General features: G+C 44.5%; 15 protein-coding genes. 5 read left to right on the plus strand and 10 right to left on the minus strand.

Going from position 1 to position 13998, the window contains the following annotated elements; genetic code table 11:
* Positions 1-24: 24 nt before the first annotated feature.
* The 4 genes from KIH41_RS03625 to KIH41_RS03640 all read right to left on the minus strand — a co-directional run bounded on the left by KIH41_RS03625 (position 25) and on the right by KIH41_RS03640 (position 3366).
* Entirely contained in the window at positions 25-732 is a 708-nt protein-coding gene (locus tag KIH41_RS03625; RefSeq protein ID WP_246538937.1) for a Crp/Fnr family transcriptional regulator, read from the minus strand.
* A 24-nt stretch (positions 733-756) separates the two neighbouring features.
* Positions 757-1347 carry a YceI family protein gene (locus KIH41_RS03630; RefSeq protein ID WP_214161535.1) on the minus strand — a complete coding sequence of 197 codons (591 nt, stop codon included), beginning with the start codon at positions 1345-1347 and terminating at the stop codon, positions 757-759.
* Positions 1348-1495: 148 nt separating this feature from the next.
* Positions 1496-2773, minus strand: coding sequence for a hypothetical protein (locus KIH41_RS03635; protein WP_214161536.1), 1278 nt, complete (start codon positions 2771-2773; stop codon positions 1496-1498).
* Positions 2774-2793: 20 nt separating this feature from the next.
* Positions 2794-3366: a YceI family protein gene (locus KIH41_RS03640; protein ID WP_213945325.1), complete on the minus strand. Its 573-nt coding sequence runs from the start codon at positions 3364-3366 to the stop codon at positions 2794-2796.
* A 282-nt stretch (positions 3367-3648) separates the two neighbouring features.
* Here KIH41_RS03640 and KIH41_RS03645 point away from each other — a divergent pair, with 282 nt between their 5' ends.
* On the plus strand, positions 3649-4332 hold the full coding sequence (locus KIH41_RS03645; RefSeq protein WP_213945324.1) for a protein-L-isoaspartate(D-aspartate) O-methyltransferase: 684 nt from the start codon (positions 3649-3651) through the stop codon (positions 4330-4332).
* Here KIH41_RS03645 and KIH41_RS03650 read toward each other — a convergent pair.
* The 6 genes from KIH41_RS03650 to KIH41_RS03675 all read right to left on the minus strand — a co-directional run bounded on the left by KIH41_RS03650 (position 4329) and on the right by KIH41_RS03675 (position 9783).
* Positions 4329-4580: a cytochrome C oxidase subunit IV family protein gene (locus tag KIH41_RS03650; protein ID WP_214161537.1), complete on the minus strand. Its 252-nt coding sequence runs from the start codon at positions 4578-4580 to the stop codon at positions 4329-4331. The two genes, KIH41_RS03645 and KIH41_RS03650, sit on opposite strands and share 4 nt — an antisense overlap.
* Positions 4581-4592: 12 nt before the next feature.
* A complete protein-coding gene (locus KIH41_RS03655; RefSeq protein ID WP_214161538.1) occupies positions 4593-5192 on the minus strand; it encodes a cytochrome c oxidase subunit 3 in 600 nt (199 codons plus the stop codon).
* 71 nt (positions 5193-5263) lie between these two features.
* Positions 5264-7030: a nitric oxide reductase activation protein NorD gene (locus KIH41_RS03660; protein ID WP_214161539.1), complete on the minus strand. Its 1767-nt coding sequence runs from the start codon at positions 7028-7030 to the stop codon at positions 5264-5266.
* Positions 7031-7133: 103 nt separating this feature from the next.
* Positions 7134-7913 carry a CbbQ/NirQ/NorQ/GpvN family protein gene (locus KIH41_RS03665; RefSeq protein ID WP_214161540.1) on the minus strand — a complete coding sequence of 260 codons (780 nt, stop codon included), beginning with the start codon at positions 7911-7913 and terminating at the stop codon, positions 7134-7136.
* A gap of 48 nt (positions 7914-7961) precedes the next feature.
* A complete protein-coding gene (locus KIH41_RS03670) occupies positions 7962-9329 on the minus strand; it encodes a cbb3-type cytochrome c oxidase subunit I (protein WP_214161541.1) in 1368 nt (455 codons plus the stop codon).
* Positions 9330-9342: 13 nt separating this feature from the next.
* On the minus strand, positions 9343-9783 hold the full coding sequence (locus KIH41_RS03675) for a c-type cytochrome (protein WP_214161542.1): 441 nt from the start codon (positions 9781-9783) through the stop codon (positions 9343-9345).
* Between the two features lie 226 nt (positions 9784-10009).
* Here KIH41_RS03675 and KIH41_RS03680 point away from each other — a divergent pair, with 226 nt between their 5' ends.
* The 4 genes from KIH41_RS03680 (at position 10010) to KIH41_RS03695 (ending at position 13752) form a co-directional block, all read left to right on the plus strand.
* A complete protein-coding gene (locus tag KIH41_RS03680) occupies positions 10010-10717 on the plus strand; it encodes a Crp/Fnr family transcriptional regulator (protein ID WP_214161543.1) in 708 nt (235 codons plus the stop codon).
* A gap of 165 nt (positions 10718-10882) precedes the next feature.
* Entirely contained in the window at positions 10883-12361 is a 1479-nt protein-coding gene (nirK, locus tag KIH41_RS03685) for a copper-containing nitrite reductase (RefSeq protein WP_214161544.1), read from the plus strand.
* Position 12362: 1 nt separating this feature from the next.
* Entirely contained in the window at positions 12363-13145 is a 783-nt protein-coding gene (locus KIH41_RS03690; RefSeq protein WP_246538939.1) for a formylglycine-generating enzyme family protein, read from the plus strand.
* Positions 13146-13158: 13 nt separating this feature from the next.
* Positions 13159-13752: an SCO family protein gene (locus tag KIH41_RS03695; protein ID WP_214161545.1), complete on the plus strand. Its 594-nt coding sequence runs from the start codon at positions 13159-13161 to the stop codon at positions 13750-13752.
* The last annotated feature ends 246 nt before the right edge of the window (positions 13753-13998 follow it).

The raw sequence follows: 13998 nt of genomic DNA on the forward strand, positions 1-13998 counted from the left end.
TTATTGTCAGTTTTTTAAGATGATCTATTGATAAAAATCCGCCACTTTGGATAGGGACTTTTTATCAAGCACGTGGATGTATTTGCCCTGAAGGGCTATGAGTTTGTCTTTTTTGAATTCGGAAAGCAAGCGGATGATGGTCTCTGTGGCCGTACCCACCAGCGAGGCTATTTCCTCCCTGCTCAATACGATATCAATCTTCTCCCCCCTATCGTCCTCCACTCCAAAAGTGTGGACCAATTTCAACAAGGCAAAAGCCAGCCGCTCGCGGATTGATTTTTGGTTGGCATCGGTAAGCCTTTCTTCCATATTGCCCAGGTCACGGCAGATATTTTCGGTTACCCTGTAGTGGAACTGCACGTCATTGCGCAGCACTTCCAAAAAGGCCTCCTTGGGGATAAAACACACTTTGGCATCCTTGACAATGGTAGATGTGGATGAGTACACATCATCGCTCAGCAGTGAGGTATAACCCAAAAAGTCCCCCTCTTTGGCCAAATGGATGAGTTGCTCCTTGCCGTTTGAGGCTGCTTTGACTGTTTTTACCACACCTGATCGAACGCAGAAGATCCCGAGAGGCTTGGTACCTTCGTAAAACAGGGTTTGCCCTTTCTTGTGGGAAATCATGTTTTTGGCTGCTGTAATCTTTTTCAGCTCCTCCTCGGTCAGGTTGGCAAACATGGACAGCTTTCTACTCAGACAGATTTCACAGGCTTCTTTGGGATCTCTCATCTTATGGTTGGTTAGTGGGTTTATTCAATTGGCTTCTAAAATGAGGTCAAAATTGACGGTGACTTCATCTTTGACTCTTACCGCTCCCAGAAATTTGACAGGGGGCTCGATCTGAAAATCAGAAAACTTAAAAGTCTGCTCACCGGTAAGCTTTTTCTTGCCATTTCCGGGATCTTTCAGCTGACAAGTTATCGGAAACTGGTTGGCCACACCGGCCAAAGAAATCTCCACCTTACCCTCAAAAAGCTCCTTGGAGTTGTTTTTTGGGTTTTGCTGCAGACTTATGAATTTGATTTTTATTTCGGGATAATCTTCTGCCTGCACAGTTTTGCGAAAATCCTTGGTCATGATATTATTGGCACAATCGAAGTTGTTGGCCTGCATGACAATTTCCCCAGACCAGATGAGGTTTTGGGCCCCTTTGATATCATTGGCAAACAAGATGTCATTGCCAGAATAATCCACTGACACACAGTTGAAAGGTGTCACGTTGGTATTCCCATTGATCTCCAATCGGCTAAGTTCGGAAACTTTCCACTTTGCCCTCTCGATGGTGCCAGTAGGCATCAATACCGCCTGTCCAAGAATCAGAATAAGTATGAATAGCTTTGCCATTGTTTCTACACTTTTTAATCATTAATTAATTCAATAAAAAAGTGGACTGGATCTTCTGGGAACAGCAAATCCTCCGGTTTGGGAGGCTGCCTAGTTGTTTTTAAAGGAATAGAAGTGGGGACTACCTGTCCCCACCTCTGGTGAATTGTTAAAAACTAATTGCAGCTTCTATGTTTACCCCATGGAATCTACCTCCATTGTATTTGCTGGTAGCTGCGAAACCCTCATATCTTTGGTCCACATACTCAAGTTTGGTAAGGATGTTTTTGGTCATAAACCAGCCACCGCCTACATTCAATCTTGTAAGCTTAAGCTCACCGGCATTCTCATTCATCTTGCCCTGTACTTCATTGTATCGGCCACCGATGTAGAATTGCTCCGTGTTACCGAATCTGTAAAGCAACTCACCTGCAATCTGGTTGAAGTTACCGTTGCCCTGCTCAGAGCTGTTGTTCACCATTTCGTAGATACCGAAGAACTCAAGTCCTTTATACTTCACGAATGGGTTGAATTGAACCGCAGTCATTTGACTGAATCTTGGGTTAAATCTACCCTCGAAGTTGGTACCGTCTCCTTCTACAGTTCTCATGATCGCATAGTATCTAGAGCCTGCTCTGTCACCTCCGAAAAGGCTGCTACCAGTAGTGGTACCGTTGTTTTGGTAGATCGATCCGGTGAATCTCACTCTCAAATCATCCATGATATAGTCATCGTAACCTAACTTACCGAAAAAAGAGAGTCTGTTGTCAGTATTCTCATTCACGATCACGGTTTGGTTCATTTTACCGTTGGTCACACCGGCCATACCTATAAAACCGCTTCTTCTATACATCACCTGGCCAAAACCCTCAGTGGTGAATGCATCCATGATATAGTTGCCGATAAAAGGGTTGTAAATAGCTCTGGCGTTGTCAGATCTTCTGTAAACCGCATCACCGTAGCCAAATTCATCCAAACCTACTGTAATGGTGGTGTACTGCATGAGGTTTTCCAAAAAGCCTGGCTTGATGAAGTCCAATTGGTCAATCTGCAAGTGGCCACCTTTTACCCATGCCTCGTTATGGTGCTTGGAAGAAAGGTATGTTCTCAAGTGCATTCTCACACCATGGTGAAGTTGTACGTCCAAGTTCAAGTTGGCAGCAGGAAGGTTTAGGTTTCTTTCCATATCCACCAGGTTGTTCATGGTATTGCTTTGCTGCAAACCTTGGAACTGAAGTGCGAAATCTCCCCCTACTCTTACTCTCACGCCTTCAAATGTTCCTTTCGCTTCTTTTGGCGCCTCAAACATGTTGATGCCATCCTTGTTGTTTGGTCGGAAATACTGGAGATCGGTGTCTCTCTGGATATCCTGGGCCACAACGTTGCCTGCCATTAGTACCGCGGCTGATAACAGACCCGCTCTGTACAAGTTTTTATAAGTGTTCATAGCTTATGGGGTAAAAGAAATTAGTTGAATGTTGTGTTGAAACTTACTTTTAGGTCATCTCCGGTTTTGATAGTATTAAACATCGCGGTGGGAGGATCTATGTTAAACTGGGTGAATTTTATGTTTTGGTTACCTGTGAAGTTCACCTTTTTGCCGTCCACTGTGTAGTTGACATCCATCGGTACATTTTGGGTCTTTCCTGCTATGGTAAGGTTGCCTTTGGCTTTGATGACCTTGTCGGTGATGTCCAATACTTCAGTAAGCTCAAACAGGATTTCTGGATGCTTCTTGACATTGAGTGCTTCGTAAGCATTTTTATCCATTCCGTTCTTACCACTTTTAAGTGTGCTTGCTGGGATGGTTACTTTCAAAGTTTCGATGGAAGCAATCTTACCATTGTCAAGTTTGATTTTAGCGTTTCCTTTTTGTCCATTGTCAGAAACCATGTCCCAATCATGGATGGTGGAGGTGCCAGAAACCTTGAATTCCGATTTGCCATTTAAGGTGAGCGTCTCCTGTGCGTTTACCGTAAAGCCGGTAAACAGAAGAAAGGCTATCAGAAAAGTTTGGAAGGTTCGGTTGACAGTTTTCATAGCTTTGTTCTTTTGGTGAATGTTGATTTTTTCTCTCTTTCAACATTACAAAGCTAGGCAGGAAGCAGGGCCTAGGTTATGACCCCGGTTACAGAAAAATATGATTATTATCAGTATTTGATACCAAATTGGAATTAAGGCTCTGATTTTAATTGAAATAGGGCCTTTTGAGCTGGTTAAAAAAAAACACATCCCCTTACACGAGCTGTTAACAACTTAGTTTCCTTGACATTGCCACTGTAATCACGTAACTTAAATTCGTAAACACCAACTCTTTAGCCGATGCTTTGGTCATTTTTCATTCTGTTATTTTCCATGTTCCCTCAGGAGGACAAATACACCGCAGCCCGGGAGCGGATGGTAAAGGACCATATCCAGTCCAAGGGTATTCACAACAAAAAAGTGCTCTCGGCCCTGCGTGCAGTTCCCCGTCACAAGTTGGTGCCTGAAAGCCAGCGGGAGAATGCGTATTTGGACCGCCCCCTGCCCATCGGTGCCGGGCAAACCATCTCACAGCCCTTTATAGTCGCCTTTATGAGCCAGCTTATCGAACCCAAAAAAAGCATGAGGGTGCTGGAAATAGGCACTGGGTCCGGTTTTCAAGCCGCTGTGCTTGCCGAAATGGTCGACCAGGTGTACACCATTGAGATCATCCACTCCCTGGGGGAAAAGGCTAAAGCAGACTTGGAGGAACTTGGCTATGACAACATCCACGTGCGCATAGGTGATGGCTACGCAGGATGGCCTGAGGAGGCACCATTTGATGCCATCATCGTCACGGCAGCACCTGATAGGCTGCCTCAACCACTCCTAGACCAGCTAGCCGAGGGCGGTAAAATGGTCGTACCCATCGGCCCAATAAACCAAATCCAAGAGCTTACCCTCATCGAAAAGAAGAACGGCAAGATAAAAACCCGCAATGTGGCTCCGGTGAGGTTTGTGCCTTTTACGCGGGATACGCTTTAACCCACAGCAAAAAGGCCTACTACACCTATTATTAATAGACAGACAAACACTATGGAGAATTTCCAGAAGAAATGGGCCTTCTTCATTTCAAGAAAATCAAAGGCAACCAGCAGGTATTTTGCCGCCGCAATACCCATAATTACCAAGACCAACATTTTACCATCAAGCAGGGTCCAGGTAGATATCACGGCGGTCAATAGGGTCAAGGCTATTAACAGCAGATAGGTCATGTTTAAAGTTCTTTCCATAATCAAATCCAGTTAAAATATGAGGTAGAGGGCGGGAAACAGAAGCAACCAAATCAAGTCACACATGTGCCAAAATGCCGCCCCGGCTTCTACATCCACCAAAGCCATCTTTTCAGGCGCCGTCTTCAGGCTTCTCAGCATAAGCCCCAAAATCACCATTCCTACGACCACATGGACCAAGTGAAAACCTGTCAACAGCCAATAGGAAGTGAAAAACATATTGGCTCCCATGCCCAGCCCGGCATCGAGCTTATTCCAGTATTCAAAAATCTTGATCATGGTGAAAAGCCAACCTCCCAACAATGTCCATTTTAAATAGAAGCTTGTAGTCAGGTAGTTGTCCTGCTTGAAGGCATGGAGTCCCTTGGCTAGGAAAAAGCCGCTTGATAGGAGAATTACAGTATTGATGGCTCCAATGCTGGCATTAAGCTGAAGCCGGGAGGTGTGGAATAGCTCAGGTTCCAGTCTGGCATTATACACCAGTCTGGCCAATCCGATGCCGAATGTTATCACTTCCAAGAAAATCACAATCCACATCAGTAGGCCTCCCGGGGGACTGTTGAATTGCTTGTAGTCAATTTTTGCGGGTAATTTTTGTGCTATTACTTCCATTCCAACAGTCGTTTTTGTCTTTCTATATGTTTGAAATCGATTGGAAATCATATTTGGAATAACTTCCATGATTATTGGTGCTTGATTTTTTCATAAAGCTTGACCAGTGACTGCAACAGCTCCACCGGTGTGGTAAGGATCTGGTAGTGGTTTTGGCCAAACATCTGGGGAAGGTAATACTTGGCTTGAGCCTCAATAGCTAGGGCGTAGGTACGGATCTGCCTTTCGTTTAATTCCTCTAGGGCATGTTTGACATCATTGATTCCATATTTGCCTTCGTATCTGTCATAGTCGTTTGGTTTGCCATCTGAGATGAGGATCACCCATTTGTTTTTGGTAGGTCGGGAGTCCAGCCTGGCCCCGGCATGCCGAAGGGCCGCACCGATCCGTGTGTATCCATTTGGAGAAATAGCCCCGATTTTATTCTTAGCAGATGCCCAAGGCTCATCAAATTCCTTGACCGTGAGGTATGTGGTGTAGTTTCTGGTTTTGGAATAAAAGCTATCGATAGAGAAATCAATGTTAAATTCATTGAGTATTTCACCAAACAGGATGGATACCTGCTTTTCCACATCTATCACCCTGTTATCGGCTGCGAAACTGTCGCTGGATAAACTGATGTCGAGCAAAATCACTATGGAGAGGTCCTTTTCCTTTTTTCGGTTGGAGATGTAGATTTTTCCGGAAGGCGTCTTTCTGGCCACCACATCGGCATACATGTCGGTAACAGCATCAATATCCAGCTCCTCGCCCTGGCTGAGCCGTTTCTGCTGCTGCATCTTGTTGTACACACTGGTCAGCATTTTCCTTAGGCCCATGAGAGTTGAGGCATTTTTGGAAATGGTATCCCGATAATATTCTGCATCGGTTCGGACTTGCTGGAGGGGGTAGACTTTGGTAAAATCCTTTTTGTAGATTTTCTTTTTACAATCCCACTCATCGTATTTCAAATGAAACCCTTTTTCATCTGTTTCCGCACTTTCAGAAACAGTGGTGTTCTCTACAAACTCCGCCTGATAAACGGAATGGGCCGTGTCATCCACTCTCACGGTGAATTTCATGCTCAACTCCTCAAGGGCATCCTGATGGTCTTCCAAATCGTCCTTCCCGTCAAAATCTCTCCAAACACCATTAGACTCTTCAGCCGTTTCCACTTTTTCGAAATTATGCAGCAACACATAATCCTCTTGCTGCTTTTTGTCTATTTGTAAGCTTTGTACCTCCTCTACCGCCCTGGCTTGTAAAGTAGTCGTGGGAGCTTCCTCTTTGGACTTTTTGGTTTTGTCGGTAAATTTTTCCAAGCGATAGGCTTCCGATTCATCCGTTTCATTGCACATCCATTTTCCATAAAGCCAACTATAGTCAACAGGCGTTTTTTCCGTGGCCTTTTCGTCCAACGCAGTCTTTATTCTTTCGTGAAGAGGTGCGGCAAGCGGGAATTCTTGATATAAATGGGCTAATACCTGAGGTGATGTCTCCAGCGCATTTTCTCTCGATAGAATCAGATTGTCTGTAGGTTCTTTCAAGTTCAAACCTAGGTCAAGCTGGCTACTTAGATATAATATCCTGTAGAAATAAAATGATAGGTTTTCCTCATAGGTAGCAAGTTCATAAAAGGTGATGGGCAGAAAGAAGTTGTGGTTTTTGTACCCTCCTTCCCTTTCGGCGGGGAAAATCTCAATGGCTTTTCCCGTAACCGCTCTTGCCAATAGCGTGAGCCTTGGCCGGATTTGCTCCAGGTCCACCTTGTGAGCCATCTTTTCCTCTGCGGCCCGTTTACTTTTTTTGAAGTATTTGACCACTTTCCCATATACCCATTCATCTAGATCCAGTCCCATGTTGGTTTGAGTTTTTGTTTTGGTAAAAAGAATTTTGTCCGATGACCGATGAAGTCAGCGTTAAACATCTGGCATCCGACATCTTACATTCGACACCCTAGCATCAAATCAACAAATCACAGAGGTCCCTTAAGGACTCCAGCGTTTGGGGATCATCTGAAAGCGGTTCCACCACCGCTACCGCCACTGCAAGCCGCTTGGGAAGGCCGCTGTTGATCAGCTTTGCCGCATCGATTAACAATCGGGTTGATACGGTTTCGGAGAGGCCCAATTCGGTAAGGTTTCGGATTTTTGAGCCTATGGAAACCAGCTTTTTGGCCACATCGGCATCCACACCGCTTTCCATGATGAGGATTTCCCTTTCGGTTTTGGCCTCAGGGTAATCAAAGGATAGGGCGACAAATCTTTGTCTGGTGGAAGGTTTCAGTTCCTTAAATCCCCTTTGATAACCTGGATTAAAAGAGGCCACCAACATAAAGTTTTCATGGGCCTTGATGGTCTCGCCGAGTTTGTCGATAAATAATTCCCTCCTGTGATCGGTAAGCGAGTGGATGGCCACAATAACGTCAGGCCTGGCTTCAGCGACTTCATCCAGATAAAGAATTGCCCCCTCCTTTACTGCTGTAGTTAAAGGTCCGTCAAGCCAAATGGTCTCCGCACCTTTTATGATGAATCGTCCGATCAAGTCTGTGCTGGAGGTTTCTTCATGGCAGCTTATGGTGATTAATCTTTTATCCAGCTGGTGGGCCATAAATTCCACAAACCTGGATTTCCCTGTGCCCGTGGGGCCCTTCAGCAATAAGGGGATCTTGTTTTGAAATGCATGGGTAAAGACATCCGTTTCTTTATGGGTTTCCTGATAATATGGAGCTGTGATGAACATGAGGTTTGAATATTTAAGGGAGCGGCTTTCACACCGCTCCCAGGTTAATTAATGCACTAACACTTTATTGTCTTCCTCTACCGCAGGAACTTTCAAGGCCTCATCGGTAGGTCTTCCATACTTGATGAACTCATAGATGTACATTCCTATGCCGGTAGCAAACATGGTGGCGCAAAGAAGCATAACCACAAAGTGGATCTTCACCTCTTCCTGAGCAACCATGAAGTCCATGCCCAGACGTCTTTCCAAGTAAACCTGAACCACACCTGCTACTCCTAGGGCCGTCACCATACCCAGCATTCCAATATTCGATAGCCAGAAGGCCAAGTGACCATTGGTGTTGTCGTGTCGCTTCCTACCTGTTAGGTTAGGCATCGCATAAGAAATGATGGCCAAAACAATCATCACATACGCTCCCCAGAAGGCGTAGTGCCCATGCATGGCAGTCACCAATGTCCCGTGGGTATAAAGGTTTGTCTGTGGCAAAGTATGCGCAAATCCCAACAGACCTGCACCGATGAAGGATACAATGGAGGCACCCACAGTCCAGAACAAGGCAATCTTGTTGGGGTGGTTTCTTTCGCCTTTTCTGTACATATACACCGCAAACAAGGCCATGGCAAGGAAGGCAAGTGGCTCAAGTGCCGAGAAAATCCCCCCTACTACCAACCAGATTTTATTTACACCTATATAATAATAGTGGTGGCCAGTACCCAAAATCCCAGATAGGAAGGTCAAACCTACAATAACATATAGCCACTTTTCGATAACCTCTCGGTCTACGCCAGTAAGTTTGATTAGCAGGAAGGCCAAAATACCCCCCATGATAAGTTCCCAAACACCTTCTACCCAAAGATGGACAACCCACCAGCGGAAAAATGAATCTGTCACCTGGCTATCAAACCAAATCATACCGGGCAGGTAAAGCAAAGCCGCGAAAACCAAACCCATGGTCAACACCATCGCTGTGGTGGTCTGCCGTTTACTTTTAAATAAGGTGGCCAAAATAAGCCCCAAGAAGAGCAGCACATTGACTACAACCAGATAATCCAGTTCCCTAGGGATTTCCAAGAACTTACGCCCTTCCCAAATGTTGAAATGGTATCCGGTGATGGCAGCCACCCCGACTACGGCCAGGGAAATGAGCTGAATATAGGCCCATTTAACACTGACAATCTCCCGTTGTGCTTCTTCTGGAATAATGTAATAAGCAGCTCCCATAAATCCGGCAAGTAGCCAAACTACCAATAGGTTGGTGTGAACCGCTCTGGCGGTGTTGAATGGAATAAAGTCATGTAGACCATCCATTCCTATCCGGGCAAAGCCCATGATGAAGCCGTAGACAATTTGCAGTGAAAACAGGAGCATACACAGTGCAAAAAACCAGTAGGCGATCTTTTGTGATTGATATTTCATAGTATCTCAGTATTTAGTCTTTCATTCTTTCTCTTGCCAATGGGGACACGATGCGATCAAAGCCGTTCAAGTCGATTTCCCCGATCCATTTGAGGTATTCGATCATGGCCTCGGCATCCTCGTCGCTCATTTCATAGGCGACCATCTTCCGGCCATTGGGTGCCCAAGGCACCGGAGATTGCAAGATGGCCTTGATAAGAGGTTCTCCCCTTCTGTCGATCACCTTGGTAAGCTCAGGAGCGTAATAGCCCCCTTCCCCCATGATGGAGTGACAGCCCATGCAGTTGTTGGTTTCCCAAATGTGCTTGCCTTTTACCACCTGTTCGGTGATGTTTTCGTGATTGGTCTGGTCATTACTCGGAGCCAGGGAATAGATGGTCAGCCCGATGAAAATCAGGAAGGTAACTACTGTTCCGCCCAAGAAGAATGCCCGTGCCTGTGATTTTGAGAGCATAATATCAAATGTTTAGATTGTAAATAAAACTACAAAAGAATAGAAGACCTTTTTATCTTTTATACTGCTAAGGTAATGCGAACATCTTTTAATTTCCAAAAGAACTTAGAGAAAAAATTGAACTATTTTTCAAAATATTTTACACATTAAAAAAAAGGAATATTAAGGGACCTTTTTAACTTATTAAATTTATCTCTTATATTTATTACAGGAAATCGGACTGGGTATGAAAGAAGCAACTGATTGCAGAGTATGTGATAAAGCGGACTGCTTTATTAAATTGTGTAGTGATCATTGGAAGGTCAAGATCAACCAGACCAAAATCGTTTGCACCTATCCCAAAGACCAATACGTATTCAAAAGCGGCACACCGGTGATGGGAGCTTATTTTATATGTGAAGGAAAAGTAAAAGTAGTGAGTGAAGATAGCAACGGCCATGAACAGACAGTCAGGCTTGCCAACGATGGGCACATCTTTGGTCATGTGGCCGTAAAGTCAGAATTTTACCCTATTAGTGCCATCACACTGGATCAGTCCAAGATATGCTTTATAGAAAATGAGGTCCTGGAAGATGCTTATATGGAAAATGCGCCATTTACTTTTCAGACCATGGTATTTTACGCAAGAGAGCTCCGAAAAATGGAAGAAAGGCTGAAATGTCTTTCCCTCATGAACAATGAAAATAAAATCATCGCCACCCTAAAATACATTTCCCAGACCTTTGGATGCCTTGAGGATGCACGGACCCTCAATGTGAAATTGACCCGTAAAGAAATCGCTGACTTGGCAGGAACTACCATTGAACAAGTGAGCAGATCCCTTGTGGAATTGAAGAAAAGAGGCTGGCTTACTTACAAGCAAAAGTACATCACCATTCTTCAACCTGAAAAACTAGAAAACCAAATCGTCGGATTTTATCCAGTGACAGAATAATACTACTCTCTTTTCCCCAACCTAAATTCCGTGCGTTTTCGCACATTTTTGATTGATAAAGTTCCTATATCCAATTGACTTAGGTCAGTGCTTTCCAGTAGTATTGAAGGGTATATTTGTTTCATTATAACTCTCCTATCCTGTAGACTCAAAAATGGAAGTACTATGAAAAAGGCAAACCCAAAATCCAAAAAAAGACTTATTTATCTTTTTATCCTATTAATCTCATCATACACGTTGGGATGTGAGCTGAAAGGCGGTACGAATACCGAACTGAAACGTTCCCACAAGAAATCAGCAACCGCTCCAGCCGACATGAAGGTGTATGGCACCATGGAGGCGGAACTCACCGCCCCACCCTTTGTACCTGCCCCTGTAGGTAATCGGGCCCCAATGAAATTGATTGTGGATCTTGAAGTCACCGAGGAGGAAGGTGAAATGGCGGATGGCGTGAGCTACGTATATTGGACCTTTGGAGGATCGGTTCCAGGATCCTTCATTAGGGGCCGAGTGGGTGACGAAGTGGAGTTCACCTTAAAAAATCACCCCGATAACAAACTCCCCCATAACATTGACCTACACGCCGTAACTGGCCAAGGTGGTGGAGCTGAGGCAACTTATGTTGCGCCAGGCCAGCAGAAAACTTTCAATTTTAAAATGCTGAACCCAGGTCTTTATGTTTACCACTGTGCCACGGCACCGGTAGGGATGCACATCGCTAACGGGATGTACGGGCTGATTTTGGTGGAGCCGGAAGGCGGCTTGCCCCCAGTGGATAAGGAATACTATGTCATGCAGGGTGACTTTTACACCGAGGGCAAGCATGGTGAGCCAGGTTTACAGCAGTTTGACCTGCAGAAAGCTGTAGACGAGAAACCAGAATATGTGGTTTTTAACGGTAAAGTTGGAGGTCTAACAGGTGAAAATGCCATCAGCGCCAATGTTGGTGAAACAGTAAGATTGTTTGTAGGAAACGGCGGGCCAAATTTGGTTTCTTCCTTCCACGTGATCGGTGAGATTTTCGACAAAGTCTACCTTGAAGGCGGGGACAGAATCAACGAAAATGTGCAAACCACCATTATTCCAGCAGGTGGATCTGCCATCGTAGAATTCCAAGTGGATGTACCTTCTGATCTGGTATTGGTTGACCACTCCATCTTTAGGGCTTTCAATAAAGGAGCAATCGGTATCTTGAGTGTAAGCGGTGAAGAAAACCATAAGCTTTTCAAGTCTCAAGTTCGTGAAGGCATCTACAATCCAAACGAAAGCTTGGTGAAGAAGATGCCAAATGAAAAAGCATTGGCCGAAGTGGCTGCGCTTTCCAAAGACGACCGAGTGGCCAAAGGAAAAACACTTTATAATCAGTCCTGCTTTGCTTGCCACCAGTCAAATGGCGAAGGAATGGCCGGAGCCTTCCCCCCTCTTGCCAAGGCGGACTACCTCAATAACAAGGACAAAGCTATCGACGCTGTAATACACGGCTTATCAGGGGAAATCACCGTAAACGGTAAAAAATACAACGGTGTAATGCCTCCTCAAACCTTATCCGATGAAGACGCCGCGAATGTACTGACTTTTATCTACAACAGCTGGGGGAATGACGGCTCTGAGATCACTCCTGAAATGATCAAAAAACGCAGATGACATGAATATTAAGAATCTTCTCTGGATATGGATGTGTCTGCTACCTATACAGACCATGGCCCAAGAGATGGCTTTAGTAAGAGGGGGGGAATTCCTCCCCCTCTACGGAGCCGTAAAAAATGAAATGGTACAGGTTAAGGACTTCTATATGGATGCCAAGCCTGTGACGCACGCTGATTTTCTGGAATTTGTGCAGAAAAACCCACAGTGGAAAAAATCAATGGTAAAGAAAATCTTTGCCGATGAAAGATATCTTACCGCTTGGGATGGCGACCAGCAGGTTCCTTCTGAACTTCACAACAGCCCGGTAAACAATATATCATGGTTTGCGGCAAAAGCCTACTGCGAGTGCCAGGGCAAGCGCCTCCCCACAGTAGACGAATGGGAATATGCGGCCATGGCTGATGAAAAAATCAAAGACGCCCGAAAAGACAGCTTATATAATGTGAAAATCATCCGCACCTACGAAAAGCCCAAAACACACCTATTAAAAGTTGGCCAGGGTGAAAAAAACTATTGGGGCATATTCGACCTACACGGTTTGGTGTGGGAGTGGACCCAGGACTTCAATTCGGTCATCATTGCAGGAGAATCAAGAAACAACGGCAACGGGGAAAAAGGCCTCTTCTGTGCCTCTGGAGCCGTAGGTGCCAATGACTTGATGAACTATGCCGCATTCATGAGATACGCCATACGCGCAAGCTTGAAGGCCAACCACACCGTAACCACTAAAGGATTTCGATGTGTAAAAGATGCAAATTCCAACTATTTAGTTCAAAAATAAACTCCCTACTGTCATGAGCCTCGCTCGCCAATTACCCTATTTCCTCGCCTTCTTATTCCTGTTGGGATGCCAGGAGCAAACCTTGGACTCCTCTGCTTATTTGGACGAAGAGCTGGATGAAATGTCAATTTACCACTTGCCGTCTGAATGGCATACCCAATCAGGTGAGTTGATTGCATTGGAAGATTTGAGGGGCACACCATTGGTATCTGTCATGATCTACACAGCCTGCAAGACCGCCTGTCCCCGACTGGTGGCTGATATGCGCCATATTGAAACTGCGGTAAAATCCAAAACAAAAAAGGACATCAAATACCTCATGATCAGCATTGATCCTACCAATGACACCCCAGATAAATTGATGCAATTTGCAAAGGATAACCAGATGACAGATGACAAGTGGCTGTTTCTGCAGGGTACAGAAGAATCTGTTCGAGATTTTGCCAATATCCTTGCAGTGAAATATAAGCAAATATCCCCCATCGACTTTTCCCATTCCAACATAATCAGTGTTTTTGACAGGAATGGGGTGTTGCAATTTCAAAAAGAAGGATTGGGAATGGAAAACGACGAGATAATTAATAAAATAATTAGCATCAGCAAATAATTAGATTTAAACAGTATAAAATTATTTTTTTAAACATCAAATAACCGAATCTCTATAATTATAACCTGAAATTATAGAGGATTTTTTATTTGATATTTTTATCTTACTAATTAAATTGCTAATTTAAAAGTCACAATCTAAATCTAGCCTAACACCACTAACCTACTTTAGATATGAAACTTTTCAACCAGTACCCTCACGGCAGTCCGCATAATTACCACTCAAAACAATCAGTAAATAGCTGAC

Origin of the sequence: Litoribacter ruber (genome assembly GCF_018500185.1) — a bacterium.
In the GTDB taxonomy this organism is placed as follows: domain Bacteria; phylum Bacteroidota; class Bacteroidia; order Cytophagales; family Cyclobacteriaceae; genus Litoribacter; species Litoribacter ruber.

What these genes read in the sequence shown, in the direction of transcription:
- KIH41_RS03625 (WP_246538937.1), bottom strand. Translation starts at nt 732, where the DNA reads ATGAGAGATCCCAAAGAAGCCTGTGAAATCTGTCTGAGTAGAAAGCTG.
- KIH41_RS03630 (WP_214161535.1), bottom strand. Translation starts at nt 1,347, where the DNA reads ATGGCAAAGCTATTCATACTTATTCTGATTCTTGGACAGGCGGTATTG.
- KIH41_RS03635 (WP_214161536.1), bottom strand. Translation starts at nt 2,773, where the DNA reads ATGAACACTTATAAAAACTTGTACAGAGCGGGTCTGTTATCAGCCGCG.
- KIH41_RS03640 (WP_213945325.1), bottom strand. Translation starts at nt 3,366, where the DNA reads ATGAAAACTGTCAACCGAACCTTCCAAACTTTTCTGATAGCCTTTCTT.
- KIH41_RS03645 (WP_213945324.1), top strand. Translation starts at nt 3,649, where the DNA reads ATGCTTTGGTCATTTTTCATTCTGTTATTTTCCATGTTCCCTCAGGAG.
- KIH41_RS03650 (WP_214161537.1), bottom strand. Translation starts at nt 4,580, where the DNA reads ATGGAAAGAACTTTAAACATGACCTATCTGCTGTTAATAGCCTTGACC.
- KIH41_RS03655 (WP_214161538.1), bottom strand. Translation starts at nt 5,192, where the DNA reads ATGGAAGTAATAGCACAAAAATTACCCGCAAAAATTGACTACAAGCAA.
- KIH41_RS03660 (WP_214161539.1), bottom strand. Translation starts at nt 7,030, where the DNA reads ATGGGACTGGATCTAGATGAATGGGTATATGGGAAAGTGGTCAAATAC.
- KIH41_RS03665 (WP_214161540.1), bottom strand. Translation starts at nt 7,913, where the DNA reads ATGTTCATCACAGCTCCATATTATCAGGAAACCCATAAAGAAACGGAT.
- KIH41_RS03670 (WP_214161541.1), bottom strand. Translation starts at nt 9,329, where the DNA reads ATGAAATATCAATCACAAAAGATCGCCTACTGGTTTTTTGCACTGTGT.
- KIH41_RS03675 (WP_214161542.1), bottom strand. Translation starts at nt 9,783, where the DNA reads ATGCTCTCAAAATCACAGGCACGGGCATTCTTCTTGGGCGGAACAGTA.
- KIH41_RS03680 (WP_214161543.1), top strand. Translation starts at nt 10,010, where the DNA reads ATGAAAGAAGCAACTGATTGCAGAGTATGTGATAAAGCGGACTGCTTT.
- nirK (WP_214161544.1), top strand. Translation starts at nt 10,883, where the DNA reads ATGAAAAAGGCAAACCCAAAATCCAAAAAAAGACTTATTTATCTTTTT.
- KIH41_RS03690 (WP_246538939.1), top strand. Translation starts at nt 12,363, where the DNA reads ATGAATATTAAGAATCTTCTCTGGATATGGATGTGTCTGCTACCTATA.
- KIH41_RS03695 (WP_214161545.1), top strand. Translation starts at nt 13,159, where the DNA reads ATGAGCCTCGCTCGCCAATTACCCTATTTCCTCGCCTTCTTATTCCTG.